At 70.2% G+C, this 15863-nt stretch carries 13 protein-coding genes; 4 read left to right on the top strand and 9 right to left on the bottom strand.

What is annotated here, in order from left to right; all coding sequences use genetic code 11:
• Positions 1–185: 185 nt before the first annotated feature.
• Entirely contained in the window at positions 186–2345 is a 2160-nt protein-coding gene (locus N8I84_RS29560; protein WP_263232467.1) for a RecQ family ATP-dependent DNA helicase, read from the bottom strand.
• 377 nt (positions 2346–2722) lie between these two features.
• On the opposite strand from N8I84_RS29560, the gene N8I84_RS29555 reads away from it, so the two are divergent.
• Positions 2723–3358: a hypothetical protein gene (locus N8I84_RS29555; protein WP_263232466.1), complete on the top strand. Its 636-nt coding sequence runs from the start codon at positions 2723–2725 to the stop codon at positions 3356–3358.
• A 458-nt stretch (positions 3359–3816) separates the two neighbouring features.
• Here N8I84_RS29555 and N8I84_RS29550 read toward each other — a convergent pair whose 3' ends face one another.
• The 3 genes from N8I84_RS29550 to N8I84_RS29540 all read right to left on the bottom strand — a co-directional run bounded on the left by N8I84_RS29550 (position 3817) and on the right by N8I84_RS29540 (position 5952).
• Positions 3817–4419, bottom strand: a complete 603-nt coding sequence (locus N8I84_RS29550) for a hypothetical protein (protein ID WP_263232465.1) — start codon at positions 4417–4419, stop codon at positions 3817–3819.
• A gap of 69 nt (positions 4420–4488) precedes the next feature.
• Entirely contained in the window at positions 4489–5190 is a 702-nt protein-coding gene (locus tag N8I84_RS29545; protein WP_263232464.1) for a ribonuclease HII, read from the bottom strand.
• Positions 5191–5328: 138 nt separating this feature from the next.
• Positions 5329–5952: a TetR/AcrR family transcriptional regulator gene (locus tag N8I84_RS29540; protein ID WP_263232463.1), complete on the bottom strand. Its 624-nt coding sequence runs from the start codon at positions 5950–5952 to the stop codon at positions 5329–5331.
• A gap of 174 nt (positions 5953–6126) precedes the next feature.
• On the opposite strand from N8I84_RS29540, the gene N8I84_RS29535 reads away from it, so the two are divergent.
• Positions 6127–7674, top strand: coding sequence for an MFS transporter (locus tag N8I84_RS29535; protein ID WP_263232462.1), 1548 nt, complete (start codon positions 6127–6129; stop codon positions 7672–7674).
• 146 nt (positions 7675–7820) lie between these two features.
• Here N8I84_RS29535 and N8I84_RS29530 read toward each other — a convergent pair whose 3' ends face one another.
• From N8I84_RS29530 to N8I84_RS29520, 3 genes are all read right to left on the bottom strand, one after another.
• A complete protein-coding gene (locus N8I84_RS29530; RefSeq protein ID WP_263232461.1) occupies positions 7821–8726 on the bottom strand; it encodes an ADP-ribosylglycohydrolase family protein in 906 nt (301 codons plus the stop codon).
• Between the two features lie 12 nt (positions 8727–8738).
• Positions 8739–9398 carry a histidine phosphatase family protein gene (locus N8I84_RS29525; RefSeq protein ID WP_263232460.1) on the bottom strand — a complete coding sequence of 220 codons (660 nt, stop codon included), beginning with the start codon at positions 9396–9398 and terminating at the stop codon, positions 8739–8741.
• 111 nt (positions 9399–9509) lie between these two features.
• Entirely contained in the window at positions 9510–10115 is a 606-nt protein-coding gene (locus tag N8I84_RS29520; RefSeq protein WP_200418530.1) for a YdbC family protein, read from the bottom strand.
• Positions 10116–10267: 152 nt separating this feature from the next.
• On the opposite strand from N8I84_RS29520, the gene N8I84_RS29515 reads away from it, so the two are divergent.
• The gene (locus tag N8I84_RS29515) at positions 10268–10798 is read left to right on the top strand and encodes a TerD family protein (protein ID WP_263232459.1); all 531 of its coding nucleotides are present in this window, start codon (positions 10268–10270) and stop codon (positions 10796–10798) included.
• A 58-nt stretch (positions 10799–10856) separates the two neighbouring features.
• Here the strand turns inward: N8I84_RS29515 and N8I84_RS29510 are convergent, their stop codons facing one another.
• Both N8I84_RS29510 and nrdR read right to left on the bottom strand, forming a co-directional pair.
• On the bottom strand, positions 10857–13745 hold the full coding sequence (locus N8I84_RS29510) for a vitamin B12-dependent ribonucleotide reductase (RefSeq protein ID WP_263232458.1): 2889 nt from the start codon (positions 13743–13745) through the stop codon (positions 10857–10859).
• 146 nt (positions 13746–13891) lie between these two features.
• Positions 13892–14452 (bottom strand): transcriptional regulator NrdR, encoded by a 561-nt coding sequence (nrdR, locus tag N8I84_RS29505; protein ID WP_200418533.1) that lies wholly within the window; start codon positions 14450–14452, stop codon positions 13892–13894.
• A 523-nt stretch (positions 14453–14975) separates the two neighbouring features.
• Between nrdR and lexA the strand changes: the two genes are divergently transcribed.
• Positions 14976–15755, top strand: coding sequence for a transcriptional repressor LexA (lexA, locus tag N8I84_RS29500; protein ID WP_263232457.1), 780 nt, complete (start codon positions 14976–14978; stop codon positions 15753–15755).
• Positions 15756–15863 lie beyond the last annotated feature (108 nt).

Below are 15863 nucleotides of genomic sequence, written 5' to 3'. Positions count from 1 at the left end.
AACGCCCGGACGCACCGCGTCCGTACGAAGTGCGGTGGCGCGCTTCGATGCGCCGCGGGCACGAAGCAGGCGCCCGAGGAGCGCTCCAGTTCACTCCCCGTCAGACACGTTGCAGCAGACTCCGCCGGACGCTGAGCGTGCTGCGACCGGGCGCAGCCGGGGAGTGGACGCGGGCCGGGGGAAGCTCAGCCTGCGACAGCGAGGACCAACGGAAGAACCTGTTCGCTGCCTGCCCGGCGAAGGAGGCGGGCAGCGACTGCGAGAGTCCAGCCGGAGTCGGTGTAGTCGTCCACGAGCAGGACGGGGCCGGGAGAGCCGGCCAGGGCACCGGCCAGCTCCTCAGGGACGGTCAAGGCGCCGGACAGCGCCCTCAGCCGCTGGGCGGAGTTGCTGCGGCGTGCGGCGTGCCCGCCACTCGGCCCGGTGTAGGTCAAGGTGCCCAGGAAGGGGAGGCGGCCGATGTCCGCGACGCCCTGGGCGAGGGAACCCACCAGTTGGGGGCGGCTCAGCGACGGTACGGCGACGACTCCCACCGGCCGGGCAGAGGCGTCCGGGGCATTCGGCGCCCAGCCGCCCGGAGAGCGCGCCCAGTCGGCGAGGACCGTCACCGCCGCCCGCAGGACGTCGTCGGGGACCGGCCCGTCGGGCGCGTTCTCGGCCAGCAGCGGACGCAGACGGTTGCCCCAGCCGATGTCCGAGAGCCGCCCCAGGGCACGCCCGGTGGAGCACTGCTCCGTGGCCGGGATGCGCCCCTTGAGGTCGATGCCCAGTGCGGGCATCCCCGTCGGCCACATGCGGCGCGGCTCGACCTCGACCCCCGGGCGGTCCAGTTCCTTGACCGCCCCTGTCAACGTCTCCGTCGAGACAGCGGAATCGGCCCAGGGCCCTGCGCAGTTGTCGCACCGCCCGCACGGGGCCGCCCCCTCGTCGTCCAGCTGACGGCGCAGGAACTCCATCCGGCACCGGGACGTGCTCACGTAATCGCGCATGGCCTGCTGCTCGGCAGCCCGCTGCCGCGCCACCCACGCGTACCGCTCGGAGTCGTAGACCCACTGCTCGCCGGTGGAGACCCAGCCTCCCTTCACCCGCTTGACCGCCCCGTCCACGTCGAGCACTTTCAGCATCGTCTCCAGCCGACTGCGCCGTAGATCCACGGACGCCTCCAGTGCGGGCACGGACAGCGGCCGTCCCGCACCGGCGAGGGCGGAGAGGGTCTGCCGGACCTGCGCCTCGGGTGGGAAGGCCGTATCGGCGAAGTAGCGCCAGATGGCCTCGTCCTCCTTGCCCGGCAGCAGCAGCACATCGGCGTGGGCCACCCCGCGCCCCGCGCGTCCCACCTGCTGGTAGTAGGCGATCGGCGAGGACGGCGAGCCGAGGTGCACCACGAAGCCCAGGTCCGGCTTGTCGAAGCCCATGCCCAGCGCCGACGTCGCCACCAGCGCCTTGACCCGGTTCTCCAACAGGTCGGCCTCGGCCTGCAGCCGGTCGGCGTTCTCCGTGCGCCCCGTGTAGGAGGCCACGCGGAAGCCGCGCTGCCGCAGGAAGGCGGTCGCCTCCTCGGCCGCGGCCACCGTCAGCGTGTAGATGATCCCGGAGCCCGGCAGCTCGTCGAGATGCTCGGCCAGCCAGGCCAGGCGGTGCGCGGCGTCCGGCAGCTGGACCACTCCGAGCCTCAGGCTCTCCCTCTCGAGCGGGCCGCGCAGCACCAGGGCCTCACCGGCGCCGGTACCCAACTGTTCGGCCACGTCCGCGGTGACCCGCGCGTTGGCCGTCGCCGTGGTGGCCAGCACCGGCACGCCGGGGGCGAGGTCAGCGAGCATCGCCCGCAACCGGCGGTAGTCCGGCCGGAAGTCGTGCCCCCAGTCGGAGATGCAGTGTGCCTCGTCGACCACCAGCAGACCGGTCGTGGCCGCGAGCTTGGGCAGCACCTGATCGCGGAAATCAACAGAATTGAGACGCTCCGGGCTCACAAGGAGAACGTCGGTCTCGCCGCGCTCGATCTCCTCGTGGATGGTGTCCCACTCCTCCAGGTTGGCCGAGTTGATGGTGCGCGCCCGGATGCCGGCCCGCGCCGCCGACTCCACCTGGTTGCGCATGAGCGCCAGCAGCGGCGAGACGATCACCGTCGGGCCGGAGCCGCGCCGGCGCAGCAGAGCGGTGGCGACGAAGTACACCGCCGACTTGCCCCAGCCGGTGCGCTGCACCACCAGGGCACGCCTGCGCTCCCGCACCAGAGCCGCCACCGCCTGCCACTGGTCCTCCCGCAACCGGGCCGAGCCCCCCGGGTCACCGACGAGCTCGGCGAGGATGGCGTCGGCTTCAGCGCGGAGCTCGAGTTCGTCCATGCCCCCATGCAACCCGATGGCACTGACAATCGGCCACCTCACCCAGCGTGACCAGCGGCTCGCGAACGGTCCACGGACCACGCACCGAAAGGCGCTCGCCGGAGCGGTGAGGGTGTCGCCGCCGATTCTCGCGTGCGGGAGTGATCCGCCCCTTCGCTGGGAAGACACTGGGCAGAGAGGTAGAGGGGATATAGGCCACACATCACCAGGAACCGGTCGGCGGCCCCAATTGCTCGTTGCCGCAACCCAGTTCGACGGGAAGAATTGAGGTCCGCTCCCCGCACGGCTCGTCCGTGATCCGGCAGGGCTCTGCCGCGGTGTGCGCCCCCCAGTCCCACCCCGCCCGCGCTGTGGGCGCGTCAGCCGAAGGGAGGATCGTGACCTTCGGATTCGCTCCGTCCTCGGCGGCATCCCTGGCAGGTTCCGCCACCCCGTCCGCCGCTTCCGCCCATCCCGTGGCCCGACTGCTCGAGCCGGCGGAATGGGCAGCCGCCGAGATTCCCCTGCTGCGCAACCCCCGGGAAGTCGTCAGCGGGCTGCACGCCCGGCACCGGCCACGACCCTCCACGGCCGTGGTGGCCGTCCTGGATCCGGAGGAACGACTGTGCGCGAGCGCGTCGTTCACCCGGCGTCCCGCCCCTGCGGACGGATGGGTGTTCCGCAACGCGCTGCTTGCCCAGTTGCGCCGGGTCATCCCCCACGACCTGCGGCGCCGGACGCCGGTGCGGACGGCGGTGCTGCTCTACTGCCGTGAGGGCGACACCCGGTGGACGGAGGAGGACGGCGCGTGGATGTGGGGCCTGCGCGACGCGTGCACGTTGCACGGGCTGCGCTGTGGTGCGTACATCACGCTGACGCGCGGTGGCTGGCAGGTTCTCGGTGAGGACCGCGGGGGCCGCCGCCCCAACGCCGAGTCGACTCCCGAGGAGTTCGATCCGGCGGGCATACCGCTGCACCAGCCTCGCACCGGGGGCACTTCCTCGGACCTGATGCGCCGGGCCGCCGCCCGCTGAGCGGCACGGCACCGTCGCAGCGCCGCCGGGAGCGGCGACTACGCCGGCGGAAGGCCTCAGCACCACCAGCTCGTGCGCCCTCGCCTGGAGGCGCCGGCCGCTCGCGGCGCCCGCGTCCGCGAGCAGGCCGCACACCGGAAGAGCACGGAAGTCGCCCACGCCCGTAGCCTCAGGAAACCGTTCGCCTCTACGGCGGCACTGTCCCGCCGACATCGTCAATGCCCACCGACGGGCGCCGGCACCCGGTCGGCATGCGTCAACGCCGACCGATATGCGTCACTGACCACCGACACCGGGAACCCGACCGTAGCAGGGCATGGCGAAGAGAGCGCCGTTCGGGGTGCCGTCGGCGCTGCACTCACCGGCCGCGGCGGCCGAAGCCCGAACCGGCCATCCGGCTCGGTCCCCGGCGCCAAGGGCGGGACGCGAGCGGACCGGGCCGGACCGGGCCGGGCCGCTCAGACGCCCGCGCCCAGCACCGAGTTGATCTGCTTCGGGTCGCCGCAGACGATCAGCAGGGCACCGGACCGGCTGAGCGCCAGCGGAAGCGTGGCGGCGACAGTGGCGTCGGCACCGCCGTTGACGGCGACCACGACCACCGGTCGGGCCGCGGCACGGGAGGCCGCCGAGGCGTCGGCGTAGAAGACGTCGTCACCGGCGTCGTGCTGCGCCCAGTAGGCGGCCTCGCCGAAGGACAGTTCGTGCGCGGCCCACGGGTGCGGCTCGCCGGTGGTGATCACCAGCACGTCACCAGGGGCGCGACCGGACTCCAGCAGCAGGTCGACGGCTTCCTCGGCGGCATCCAGCGCACCCTCGGCGGAGGCCGGGATCAGCTGGATCTGCGGAGTGGAGGCGGAAACGGACGGTCCGGGCTTGGCCGGCTCGCGCGGGGTGCGCTGGGCCGGCATCGGCCGGATGGGCCCCGGGCGTCCGGGGCGGGCAGGGGCCGCGGGGCGGGGGCCCGGTACGGGACGGGGGGTCGGCGCGGAACGGCCGCCGGCCGTGGCGCGGGGACCCTGGGCACTCTCGTGAATCTGAGGCTCCTCGGGAATGAGAGGCATGAGCTGATTTTTATCAAACGCCGAAGCGACCGGCATCGGCGGGTGGCACATCAGTGCGACCGGAACCGGTCAGAAGTCGAAGCCGAGCTGGCCCTCGATTTCCGGAACGCTTCCGTCCGCCCAGCTGCGGACCTTCTTGAGGTGCCGCCACTGGGGCAGCGCATCAAGATACGCCCACGACAAGCGGTGGTACGGGGTGGGGCCCCGTTCCTCCAGTGCGGCCTTGTGCACCGGTGACGGATAACCGGCGTTGGCCGCAAAACCGAAGTCTGCATGGTCGATACCCAGTTCGGCCATCATTTTGTCGCGGTGAACCTTGGCTATCACCGAGGCCGCCGCGACCGCCACGCACGACCGGTCGCCCTTGATCACCGTACGGACCTTCCAGGGCGCGCCCAGGTAGTCGTACTTCCCGTCGAGGATGACCGCGTCGGGGCGGACGGGCAGCGCCTCAAGGGCGCGCATGGCCGCGAGCCGCAGGGCGGCCGTCATCCCGAGGTCGTCGATCTCCTCGGGGGAGGCATGGCCGAGGGCGTAGGCCGTGACCCACGTCCGCAGCAGCTCGGCGAGTTCGGTGCGCCGCTTGACGGTCAGCAGCTTGGAGTCGGTGAGGCCCTCGGGCGGTCGGCGCAGGCCCGTGACCGCCGCGCAGACGGTGACGGGACCGGCCCACGCACCGCGCCCCACCTCGTCCACACCGGCGATGACCTTCGCTCCGGTCGTCGCACGGAGGGAGCGCTCGACGGTGTGAGTAGGTGGTTCGTACGGCATGGCGCCCTTAGCGTACGCCGCCGGGATCGCCGTGCGACACCCCGGTTTCCCCGGGCGTCGGCACACGCACGACGGCCGCCCGGAAGGACGGCGGCAGCGCCGCCGCAGCCGGGCCGTCGCGGCGTCGCGGGAGCCGGATCAGTCCCCCACCGGACGCAGCAGCGGGATCATCAGCCGGTCGATCATCTCCTCGACATCCTGGTCATTCCATTCACAGGCGCTAATCTTTGTGCGGTACATCATCATCGCCGGCATGACGTCGAAGACATATCCGTTCGCGGCGTCGGGCCGCACCTCTCCCCGTTCGATTCCATGAGTGATGACCTGGCGCAGGAGCCTGACGCTCGGCTCGATGACACCTTCGTAGATCACGCCCTGGAAGCGCTCCGCCTCCTGGGTGTCGCATTCGTGAATGACTGAACGCAGGGCGAATCCGGGGCGTGAGTACATGGCGTCGCGCGCCTGTCGGCACAGGGCCAGCAGGTCCTCCCGCAGGGTCCCGAGGTCGGGCGCCTCGTCGAAGCGCGGCAGTCCGGCCTGGAGCGCGTCCGCGACGAGGTCCTCCTTGGACGGCCAGCGGCGGTAGACCGCCGCCTTGCCGGTCTGCGCACCGGCGGCGACGCCCTCCATCGTCAGGCCCTTCCAGCCGACCGTGCTGAGCTGCTCTAGCGCGGCGTCGAGGATCGCGCGTTCGAGCACGGCACCACGCCGGCGGAGCGAGGCCGGTCGGGGAGAGGCGGCCGTCCAGGACGAAGTACCCATCTGTGTTTCTCCGTTGAGCAGCGGAAGCGGGGATTCCGAGGATAGGGCGAGCATCCGGGCGGCGCAGCACGGCAACGAAGCCAGTGAACGCTTGCGTTCACTGACGGGGACTCACTACCGTGTGGCGGGAAAGTGAACGCGATCGTTCACTAACGCATTCGTGGGGGACCCATCGTGACAACCTCTCCATTGATCGAAGACCAGAAGCCGAAAGCCGCCCGCCGGGAGGGGCGTCCCGGCATCGCGCTCACCGTCATCGCGGCCTGCCAACTCATGGTGGTACTCGACGCGACGATTGTGAACATCGCACTCCCGCACATTCAAGACGCACTGAAGTTCAGCACGACCGACCTGACATGGGTCGTCAGCGCCTACACGCTCACCTTCGGTGGCCTGCTGCTTCTCGGCGGGCGGGCCGGTGACATCCTCGGTCGGCGCCGGGTGTTCATGACGGGCATCCTGCTGTTCACCTTCGCCTCGCTGCTCGGCGGACTCGCCCAGGAGCCCTGGCAGTTGCTGGCCGCGCGCGCCCTCCAGGGCGTGGGTGGCGCGATCGCGTCGCCCACCTCGCTCGCGCTGATCACCACCACGTTCGCGGAAGGCCCGGAGCGCAACCGGGCCTTCGGAGTCTTCGCCGCCGTCTCGGCCGGAGGCGGCGCGATCGGTCTGCTGACCGGCGGCATGCTCACGGAGTGGCTCGACTGGCGCTGGGTCCTCTTCGTCAACGTGCCCATCGGCGTACTGATCGCCGTGCTCACCCCCATGTACATAGGCGAGTCCGAACGCCATCCGGGTCGCTTCGACATCGCGGGCGCCCTCACGTCGACGGCGGGCATGGCGTCGCTGGTGTACGGCTTCATCCGCGCCTCCGAGGACGGCTGGCGGGACAGCGTCACGATCGGGTCCTTCACGGCGGCCGTGGTGCTGCTGCTGGCGTTCGCCCTCATCGAGAGGCGGGCCAGGGAGCCGATCACGCCGCTGCGGATGTTCGCCGACCGCAACCGCTCGGGCACGTACGTGATCATGCTGAGCCTGGCTGCGGCGATGTTCGGCATGTTCTTCTACATCGTGCTCTTCGTGCAGAACGTGCTGGGGTACACGCCGATCTCGGCGGGCGTGGCCTTCCTGCCGGTGACGGTGGCGATCGTGATCGGCGCCGGCCTGTCGCAGCGGTTCCTGCCGGTACTCGGCCCCAAGCCGTTCATGATGGTGGGCGCGACGCTCGTGACGATCGGGCTCGGCTGGCAGACGCTGATCAAGCCCGACAGCTCCTACGTGGGTGGTGTGCTCGGCCCCATGCTGGTGTTCGGCTTCGGGATGGGCCTGAACTTCGTGACGCTGACGCTCACCGCCGTCTCGGGCGTCGCCCAGCACGAGGCGGGGGCGGCCTCCGGTCTGCTCAACGCCACCCAGCAGGTGGGCGGTTCGCTCGGTCTGTCGATCCTGACCACGGTGTTCGGGACGGCGAGCAGGGACGAGGCGGGCAAGCAGCTGCCGAAGTTCCTGGCGAACGGTACGGCGGAGCAGAAGGCGGAGTTCGCCAAGACACACCAGTTGCCGGCTCCGTGGGGGAACGAGGTGCTCGCCCACGGCATATCGACGGCCTTCGTACCTGCCGCCGCGATGGCGATCCTGGCCCTCGTCACGGCCTCGGTGGTCATCCGGGTACGCAAGAGCGACCTGGAGGCCCTGGCGGGCACGGCAGGCCCGGCCGCCGGCTGAATGTCCCCACCGTCGTTGTCCTCCACTCCACAACCGGAGGACAACGACGGCCGGGCGCCCGGAGCGGCGACAGTGAGGGGGCCGGTCCGGCTGTCGGGCAGCGGGCCGGCCCCGATGGCGGGATTCCGCTCAGCGGTCCCCGCCGGCTACGAAAGCGACGGCGCCCACTCCGGCAGCCGCTCCGTTCGCTCCAGCCACTCCCCCGGCGGAGCCCCCGCCTTCCCGGAGGCCACCACTCCGCCGACGATCGCGCACGTCGTGTCCATGTCGCCGCCCACCTGGGCGGTGGTCCAGAACGCCTTCGAGTAGTCACCGAGGGCGCGCGCCGCCGACCACAGCGCGAACGGCACCGTGTCGTGCGCCGTCGTACGCCGCCCGCAGCCGAGCACGGCCGCGACCGTCGTCGCGTCGCCGTAGTCCAGCATGTCCCGCGCCCGCCGCAGCCCCGCCGCGACGGCGCTCCTCGGTACCAGCGCGATCACCCCGTCGAGCAGGGCGCCGGCGCTCGGCGGCCCCGCCGGATCAGCGGCGAGGGCGGCCGCCGCAGCCACGGCCATGGCACCGGCCACGGCCTCGCGGTGCTGGTGCGTCGTGTACGCGGAGATCTCCGCCTGATGGGTCGCCTGCTCCGGGTCGTCGGCGTACCAGGCACCGAGCGGCGCGATCCGCATCGCCGCCCCGTTGCCCCACGAGCCCTGCCCCTTGAAGAGTGCCGCCGCCAGCTCGCGCCAGTCGCCGCCCTCCCGGACGAGCCTCAGCAGGCGACCCACCGCCGGCCCGTACCCGCGGTCGAAGTCGTGGTGCTCGGCGAAGGAGCGGGCCAGCTCGTCCTGGTCGATGCGCTGGTGCGTGGTCAGCACGGACACCACCGAACAGGCCATCTCGGTGTCGTCCGTCCACCGCCACACGCCCGGCGGCAGCTCGCGGCGCTGGAGGAGCGGGTAGTTCGCGGGAACGAAGAACTGTGAGCCCAGCGCGTCCCCCACCGCGAGCCCACGCAGACAGGCGAGCGCGCGTTCCAGGCGCCCGAGCGGAGAGAAGTCAGAGGTCATCGCCCTGCCACTCTAACCGGTGACCCAGTACGGATCCGGGTCGCGCCAGCGGTCGAAGGGCCGGTCGAGCCTGTACTTGCCGCTCTCCTGCAGCAGGAGCATGCGCGTCTCGCCGTTCCCGGGGTTGGACAGCGACTCGAATTCCGCGACCGTCCAGTGGAACCAGCGCATGCAGAACAGCCGCATGGCGAGCCCGTGGGTCACCAGGAGCACGTTCGGCGGGTGGTCGGGCTCCTCGAAGCTGCGGAACAGGCTCTCCAGGAAGCCGCCCACCCGGTCGTACACGTCGGCGCCGGACTCTCCCTGCGCGAAGCGGTAGAAGAAGTGCCCGTAGGCGTCGCGGTACGCCTTCTGCAGCCGTACGTCCTCGCGGTCCTGCCAGTTCCCCCAGTCCTGCTCACGCAGCCGGGGCTCCTCACGCACACGGACGAGATCGGGGTCGAGGTGGAAGGCGCGGAGCGTCTCATGGGTGCGGCGGTACGGGGAGACGTACACGCTGACGCGTTCCCTTCCGAAGACCTCCCGCAACCGCTTGCCCGTCTCCTCCGCCTGCCGCCAGCCCCTCTCGGTGAGCGGCAGCGCGTGGTCGGGCTCGCGCTCGTACACGGAGTCATCGGCGTTCCCCACCGACTCGCCGTGCCGGACAAGGACGATGCGCCGTGGTCGTGCCATGCCAAAACCCTAGATCGAGTGGCGGCCGAACGGGCACCCGAGGGCCTCCATAAGGCGCAGGTCACACCTGAGCCACATCCAAAGGTCCGTCCGGATTCCAAACGGTGGGCGTCAGACCGTCCACGTCGACTCCAGCTCCACGATGTCCCCGGTGAGCGCCGCGACGTCCGCCTCCGTCTGTGCCCGCAGCGCCAGCCGCTCCACGCGCTCCTCCCGGTACTTGCCGTGCTCCGCCGCCGACTGCCACATGGACAGGATCAGGAACTCATGGCCCGGCGCCTCGCCGAAGAGTCCGCGGATCATGCCGGGTGAACCCGCCATGGCCGGGTTCCATACCTTCTCCTGCATCAGCGCGAAGTGCTCGGCGCGCTCCTCGTGGACCCGGCAGTGCGCGACGCGCACCAGGTCGGCGTCGGTGAAGCGGGGCTCGAAGCCGGTTTTCACATCGAAGCGGTGGTCGAAGAGCCGGACCTGCTGGTCCTTGAACGTGCCCGCCTGCGCGGCTGCCAGCCGGTCGTGCGAGCGCGCCATGAACGAGTCGTAGAAGGCGCGGCTCTCCCAGAACGCGAAGATGTGCGCCACACCGGGCCTGACCCGGCTGAAACCCCCGCCCTGTCCCCGGAAGCCCGGCTCCCCCAGAAGCCCCGCCCACTTTCGCTGCCCCCGTTCGAAACCGCGGCGGTCGACCACGGTGCAGCGAATCCACTTGACCAGCACCGCGCCATCGTAAGGCCAGCTTGCGTGGCGTTGGTCACGCTCCCGCGGAGTGCACCCGAGCGAGCGCCCCGCGCACGAGGCACAATGGACAACTGGCCCTCATGGAACGGGAGTTCCCACAAGGGCGGATGACAACGGGGAGGGAATGGGAGATGACCGGTCTCAACAAGGGCATCCGCAAGGTCGAACTGGCGGTGAAGTGGGACCCGAGTCCCTCCGACCAGCCGCCCACCGACCTCGACATCGTGGCCGCGACCTATCTGGCGGATGATCCCTATGGGGCCCCCGCCTATGTGGTGCACTTCGACAGCCGCTCCCCCGACGGCACGATCTATCTCAACCGCGACAGCCTGGACGGCAAGGGCTTCGGCTGGGACGAGGTCATGACCGTGGAGCTGTACCGGCTCGACGGCCGGTACGCGCGCGTGGTGGTCGGCGTCACCATCCAGCAGCGAGCCGGGCGCAGGACGTTCGTCGGCGTCCTGAACCCGGCGTTGCGGGTCCGCGAGGACTACACCGTGCTCGCCGAGGACGACTTCGGGGGCGTCCTCGGCGCCACATCGGCGAGGGTGGCGGAGTTCGTGCGCGACTCCTCCGGGGAGTGGACGTTCCACCCGGGCGTCCACGGCTTCGACACGGACCCGGAGGGCTTCGCCCGGGTCATGGGCCGGCCGCTCTCCTAGGGCCTGTTCACGCCGAAGGGCGGCACGACCACCGGTCGTGCCGCCCTTCGGGTGTCGGTCAGCTGCAGCCGCTCGTCGAGCCGCAGCCCTCGCAGATGTAGCAGGAGCCCGCCCGCTGCATCTTCGTACCGCAGGAGAAGCACAGCGGGGCGTCCGCCTGGATGCCCAGCTGCATCTCCACCAGCTCGGCGCTGGTGTGCGCCTGCTGCGGGGCCGGCTTGGCCACGGCGGACTCCGTCCTCGGCGTGGCGACCGCCTTCAGCTCCTGGGTGCGCGGGGCCGACTGGGCCAGGCCCTCGACGTCGACCTCCTCGTCGTCGATCGGCTCGTACGAACCGGTCTCCAGGTGGCGCTGACGCTCCTCGGCGGAGTGGATGCCGAGCGCAGAGCGCGTCTCGAAGGGCAGGAAGTCCAGCGCCAGACGGCGGAAGATGTAGTCGACGATCGACTGCGCCATCCGCACGTCCGGGTCGTCCGTCATACCGGCCGGCTCGAAGCGCATGTTGGTGAACTTGGAGACGTACGTCTCCAGCGGCACGCCGTACTGCAGGCCCACCGAGACGGCGATGGAGAACGCGTCCATCATGCCCGCGAGGGTCGAGCCCTGCTTGGACATCTTCAGGAAGACCTCGCCGAGACCGTCGTCCGGGTAGGAGTTGGCGGTCATGTAGCCCTCGGCGCCGCCGACGGTGAAGGAGGTGGTGATGCCGGGACGGCCCTTCGGGAGGCGCTTGCGGACCGGACGGTACTCGACGACCTTCTCGACCGTCGGCTCCGCGGCGGGCTGCTCGGCCGGCTTCTCTGCCGTCTCCTTCTTCTTGGCGGAGAGGGGCTGGCCGACCTTGCAGTTGTCGCGGTAGATCGCGAGCGCCTTGATGCCCAGCTTCCAGGCCTCGAAGTAGATCTCCTCGACGTCCTCGACGGTCGCCGACTCGGGCATGTTGACCGTCTTGGAGATGGCGCCGGAGATCCACGGCTGGATCGCGGCCATCATGCGGACGTGGCCCATCGGGGAGATGGCGCGCTCGCCCATGGCGCAGTCGAAGACCTCGTAGTGCTCCGGCTTGAGGCCCGGCGCGTCGATCACATTGCCGTGCTCGGCGATGTGGGCGACGATCGCCTCGATCTGCTCCTCCTGGTAGCCGAGGCGGCGCAGCGCCTGCGGCACGGTGCCGTTGACGATCTGCATCGAGCCGCCGCCGACCAGCTTCTTGAACTTGACCAGCGCCAGGTCCGGCTCGACACCGGTGGTGTCGCAGCCCATGGCGAGACCGATGGTGCCGGTCGGGGCGAGGACGGACGCCTGGGAGTTGCGGAATCCGTTCTTCTCGCCGATCCGCAGCACGTCCTGCCAGGCCTCGGTGGCCGCGGCCCACACCGGGGTGTCCAAGTCGTCCATGCGGACGGCGGTGGCGTTGGCGTCGGAGTGCTGCTTCATGACGCGCAGGTGCGCCTGCTCGTTGCGGGCGTAGCCGTCGTACGGGCCGACGACCGCGGCGAGTTCGGCGGAGCGGCGGTAGGCGGTGCCGGTCATCAGGGAGGTGATGGCACCGGCGAGGGCGCGGCCGCCGTCGGAGTCGTAGGCGTGGCCGGTCGCCATGAGCAGGGCGCCGAGGTTGGCGTAGCCGATGCCGAGCTGGCGGAAGGCGCGGGTGTTCTCGCCGATCTTCTGGGTCGGGAAGTCCGCGAAGCAGATCGAGATGTCCATCGCGGTGATGACCAGCTCGACGACCTTCGAGAAGCGCTCGACGTCGAAGGACTGGTTGCCCTTGCCGTCGTCCTTCAGGAACTTCATCAGGTTCAGCGAGGCGAGGTTGCAGGACGTGTTGTCCAGGTGCATGTACTCGCTGCACGGGTTCGAGCCGTTGATACGGCCGGACTCCGGGCACGTGTGCCAGTGGTTGATCGTGTCGTCGTACTGGATGCCCGGGTCGGCGCAGGCCCAGGCGGCCTCGGCCATCTTGCGGAACAGGGTCTTGGCGTCGACCTCCTCGATGACCTCGCCGGTCATGCGGGCGCGCAGGCCGAACTTCTCGCCGTTCTCGACGGCCTTCATGAAGGTGTCGTTGACGCGGACCGAGTTGTTGGCGTTCTGGTACTGGACGGAGGTGATGTCCTCGCCGCCGAGGTCCATGTCGAAGCCCGCGTCGCGCAGCGCGCGGATCTTCTCCTCCTCCTTCACCTTGGTCTCGATGAAGTCCTCGACGTCCGGGTGGTCGACGTCCAGGATGACCATCTTGGCGGCGCGGCGGGTGGCGCCGCCCGACTTGATCGTTCCTGCGGAGGCGTCGGCGCCGCGCATGAAGGAGACCGGGCCGGAGGCGTTGCCGCCGGAGGAGAGCAGCTCCTTGGAGGAGCGGATGCGGGAGAGGTTCAGGCCGGCGCCGGAGCCGCCCTTGAAGATCATGCCCTCTTCCTTGTACCAGTCGAGGATCGACTCCATGGAGTCGTCGACGGACAGGATGAAGCAGGCGGAGACCTGCTGGGGCTGGGCCGTGCCGACGTTGAACCAGACGGGGCTGTTGAAGCTGAAGATCTGGTGCAGGAGGGCGTACGCCAGTTCGTGCTCGAAGATCTCCGCGTCGGCGGGCGAGGCGAAGTACTTGTGGTCCTCTCCGGCCTTCCGGTAGGTCTTCACGATGCGGTCGATCAGCTGCTTGAGGCTGGTCTCGCGCTGGGGGGTGCCGACGGCACCGCGGAAGTACTTGCTGGTGACGATGTTGACCGCGTTCACCGACCAGAACTCGGGGAACTCGACGCCACGCTGCTCGAAGTTGACCGAGCCGTCGCGCCAGTTGGTCATGACGACGTCACGGCGCGCCCACTCGACCTCGTCGTACGGGTGCACGCCCGGGGTCGTGTGGATGCGCTCGATACGCAGCCCCTTGGTGGCCTTGGCGCCCTTCGCTCGGGAACCTCGTGCCGGACCGCTCGCCGTCTCTGTCATGCCGCCTCCCTGTACGGGCGAAAACGCCCTGAAGTGCCCTTTTCTTCCATGGCACGGTGTTGTGTCTGCTTGTCACGCGCGTCCTGCGGGCGCGCGTGACGGGTCTGTGTGCGCCGCCGACGGGGCCGACCGGGTCGGCCCGCCCGTCAGTCGGCGGCGGTGGCGGGCAGGAGGGCGTCGGCCGCTCCTCCGGACCCGCGGTCGGTTCCCTGGCGCTCCGCGTCAGTGATCTCGTGGTCGTCCTCGTCCACGGCGGTGCGCTCCCGCTGCTGCCTGAGTTCCGCGATGGCGGCCTCGAAGTCCTCCAGCGAGTCGAACGCCCGGTAGACGGACGCGAACCGCAGGTAGGCGACGAGGTCGAGCTCCTGCAAGGGGCCGAGTATGGCCAGACCCACGTCGTGGGTGGTCAGCTCGGCGCTCCCGGTGGCCCGCACGGCCTCCTCGACCCGCTGGCCGAGCTGGGCGAGTGCGTCCTCGGTGACAGGCCGCCCCTGGCATGCCTTGCGCACGCCGTTGATGACCTTGGTACGGCTGAAGGGCTCGGTGACTCCGGACCGCTTGACCACCATCAGCGAACAGGTCTCCACGGTCGTGAATCGACGGGAGCAGTCGGGGCACTGGCGGCGCCTGCGGATCGACGTGCCGTCGTCGGTCGTACGGCTGTCGACGACGCGACTGTCGGGGTGCCTGCAGAAGGGGCAGTGCATGGCTCCATCCCTCCTTTTCAGCACGACGCATAGACCTCATGAGGCTCACCGGCCCCACGAAGCAGCCCCAAGCATAGGCGATCTCGGTGACCGCGAAGACCGGGGGACCACAACTTGTGGGTCACTACTGCAATCCAACCACTACATGTAGCGATTGGCTCGTACATTTGGCGGCGACACGCAAACCGAGGACGTCTTGGCATGTGCCGCACGGTCATACCCATTCGGGCCACGCGCGGATACGGTGGACGCCACATGGAGAAGTGGGGCCGGTACGCGGCCGGCGGCGCGTCGGATGGCAGACTGGGCGCCGTCCGTGGCGGCCCACAAGGTCCTCGCCCCGGCGGTGAAGAGTACAGCAGGGGGCACTTCCGCCCACCGGAAGCGGCGTCGGCTCAATACACCCGGAGACCTGATCACGTCAGGTAATTCCCGGTTTTTCACTCGAACGTGTGTTTGGCGCAACCTTTCGAAAGCAACTACCGTTGTGCTGCACGGGAGACCATCGAGAGGGGCCGACGACGTGACCACCACCGCAGACAGTGCCACCATCACTGCCCAGGACCGCTCCCAGGGCCGACTCGAGCCGGTGCATGCCATGAACGAAGCCGCGAGCCCTGAGGGGCCGAAGAGGTCCCTGCCCGGCCGACCTCCAGGCATCCGGGCGGACAGCTCCGGGCTGACCGAGCGGCAGCGCCGGGTGATCGAGGTCATCCGGGACTCGGTACAGCGGCGCGGCTACCCGCCGTCGATGCGGGAGATCGGCCAGGCCGTCGGCCTCTCCAGCACCTCATCGGTCGCACACCAGCTGATGGCACTGGAGCGCAAGGGTTTCCTGCGCCGTGACCCGCACCGTCCGCGCGCATACGAGGTGCGCGGCTCCGACCAGGCGTCCTCCGTGCAGCCCACCGACACCGCGGGCAAGCCCGCCGCGTCGTACGTCCCCCTGGTCGGCCGGATCGCGGCCGGTGGCCCGATCCTCGCCGAGGAGTCGGTCGAGGACGTCTTCCCGCTCCCGAGGCAGCTCGTCGGTGACGGTGAGCTCTTCGTCCTGAAGGTCGTCGGCGACTCCATGATCGAGGCAGCGATCTGTGACGGCGACTGGGTCACGGTCCGGCGCCAGCCCGTCGCGGAGAACGGTGACATCGTCGCCGCGATGCTCGACGGCGAGGCCACCGTGAAGCGGTTCAAGCGCGAGGACGGCCACGTCTGGCTGCTGCCGCACAACTCCGCGTACCAGCCGATCCCGGGCGACGAGGCGACGATCCTCGGCAAGGTGGTGGCGGTACTGCGGCGGGTGTGACCCTCCGCGGCGGGCGCACGGACGCCCGCCCCTGATCCGGGCCCCGGGACCCCTGCGCCGGTTCCGGGGCCCCATGCTGTCCGCAGCCGGGCACGCCGCGCTCTCCGC

Origin of the sequence: Streptomyces cynarae, from assembly GCF_025642135.1 — a bacterium.
In the GTDB taxonomy this organism is placed as follows: domain Bacteria; phylum Actinomycetota; class Actinomycetes; order Streptomycetales; family Streptomycetaceae; genus Streptomyces; species Streptomyces cynarae.
This window is presented reverse-complemented; position numbering and strand designations above follow the sequence as displayed.

Bases quoted from the DNA above. Each gene is read 5' to 3' on its own strand.
- N8I84_RS29560 (WP_263232467.1), bottom strand. From the start codon at position 2,345: ATGGACGAACTCGAGCTCCGCGCTGAAGCCGACGCCATCCTCGCCGAG.
- N8I84_RS29550 (WP_263232465.1), bottom strand. From the start codon at position 4,419: ATGCCTCTCATTCCCGAGGAGCCTCAGATTCACGAGAGTGCCCAGGGT.
- N8I84_RS29545 (WP_263232464.1), bottom strand. From the start codon at position 5,190: ATGCCGTACGAACCACCTACTCACACCGTCGAGCGCTCCCTCCGTGCG.
- N8I84_RS29540 (WP_263232463.1), bottom strand. From the start codon at position 5,952: ATGGGTACTTCGTCCTGGACGGCCGCCTCTCCCCGACCGGCCTCGCTC.
- N8I84_RS29530 (WP_263232461.1), bottom strand. From the start codon at position 8,726: ATGACCTCTGACTTCTCTCCGCTCGGGCGCCTGGAACGCGCGCTCGCC.
- N8I84_RS29525 (WP_263232460.1), bottom strand. From the start codon at position 9,398: ATGGCACGACCACGGCGCATCGTCCTTGTCCGGCACGGCGAGTCGGTG.
- N8I84_RS29515 (WP_263232459.1), top strand. From the start codon at position 10,268: ATGACCGGTCTCAACAAGGGCATCCGCAAGGTCGAACTGGCGGTGAAG.
- N8I84_RS29510 (WP_263232458.1), bottom strand. From the start codon at position 13,745: ATGACAGAGACGGCGAGCGGTCCGGCACGAGGTTCCCGAGCGAAGGGC.
- nrdR (WP_200418533.1), bottom strand. From the start codon at position 14,452: ATGCACTGCCCCTTCTGCAGGCACCCCGACAGTCGCGTCGTCGACAGC.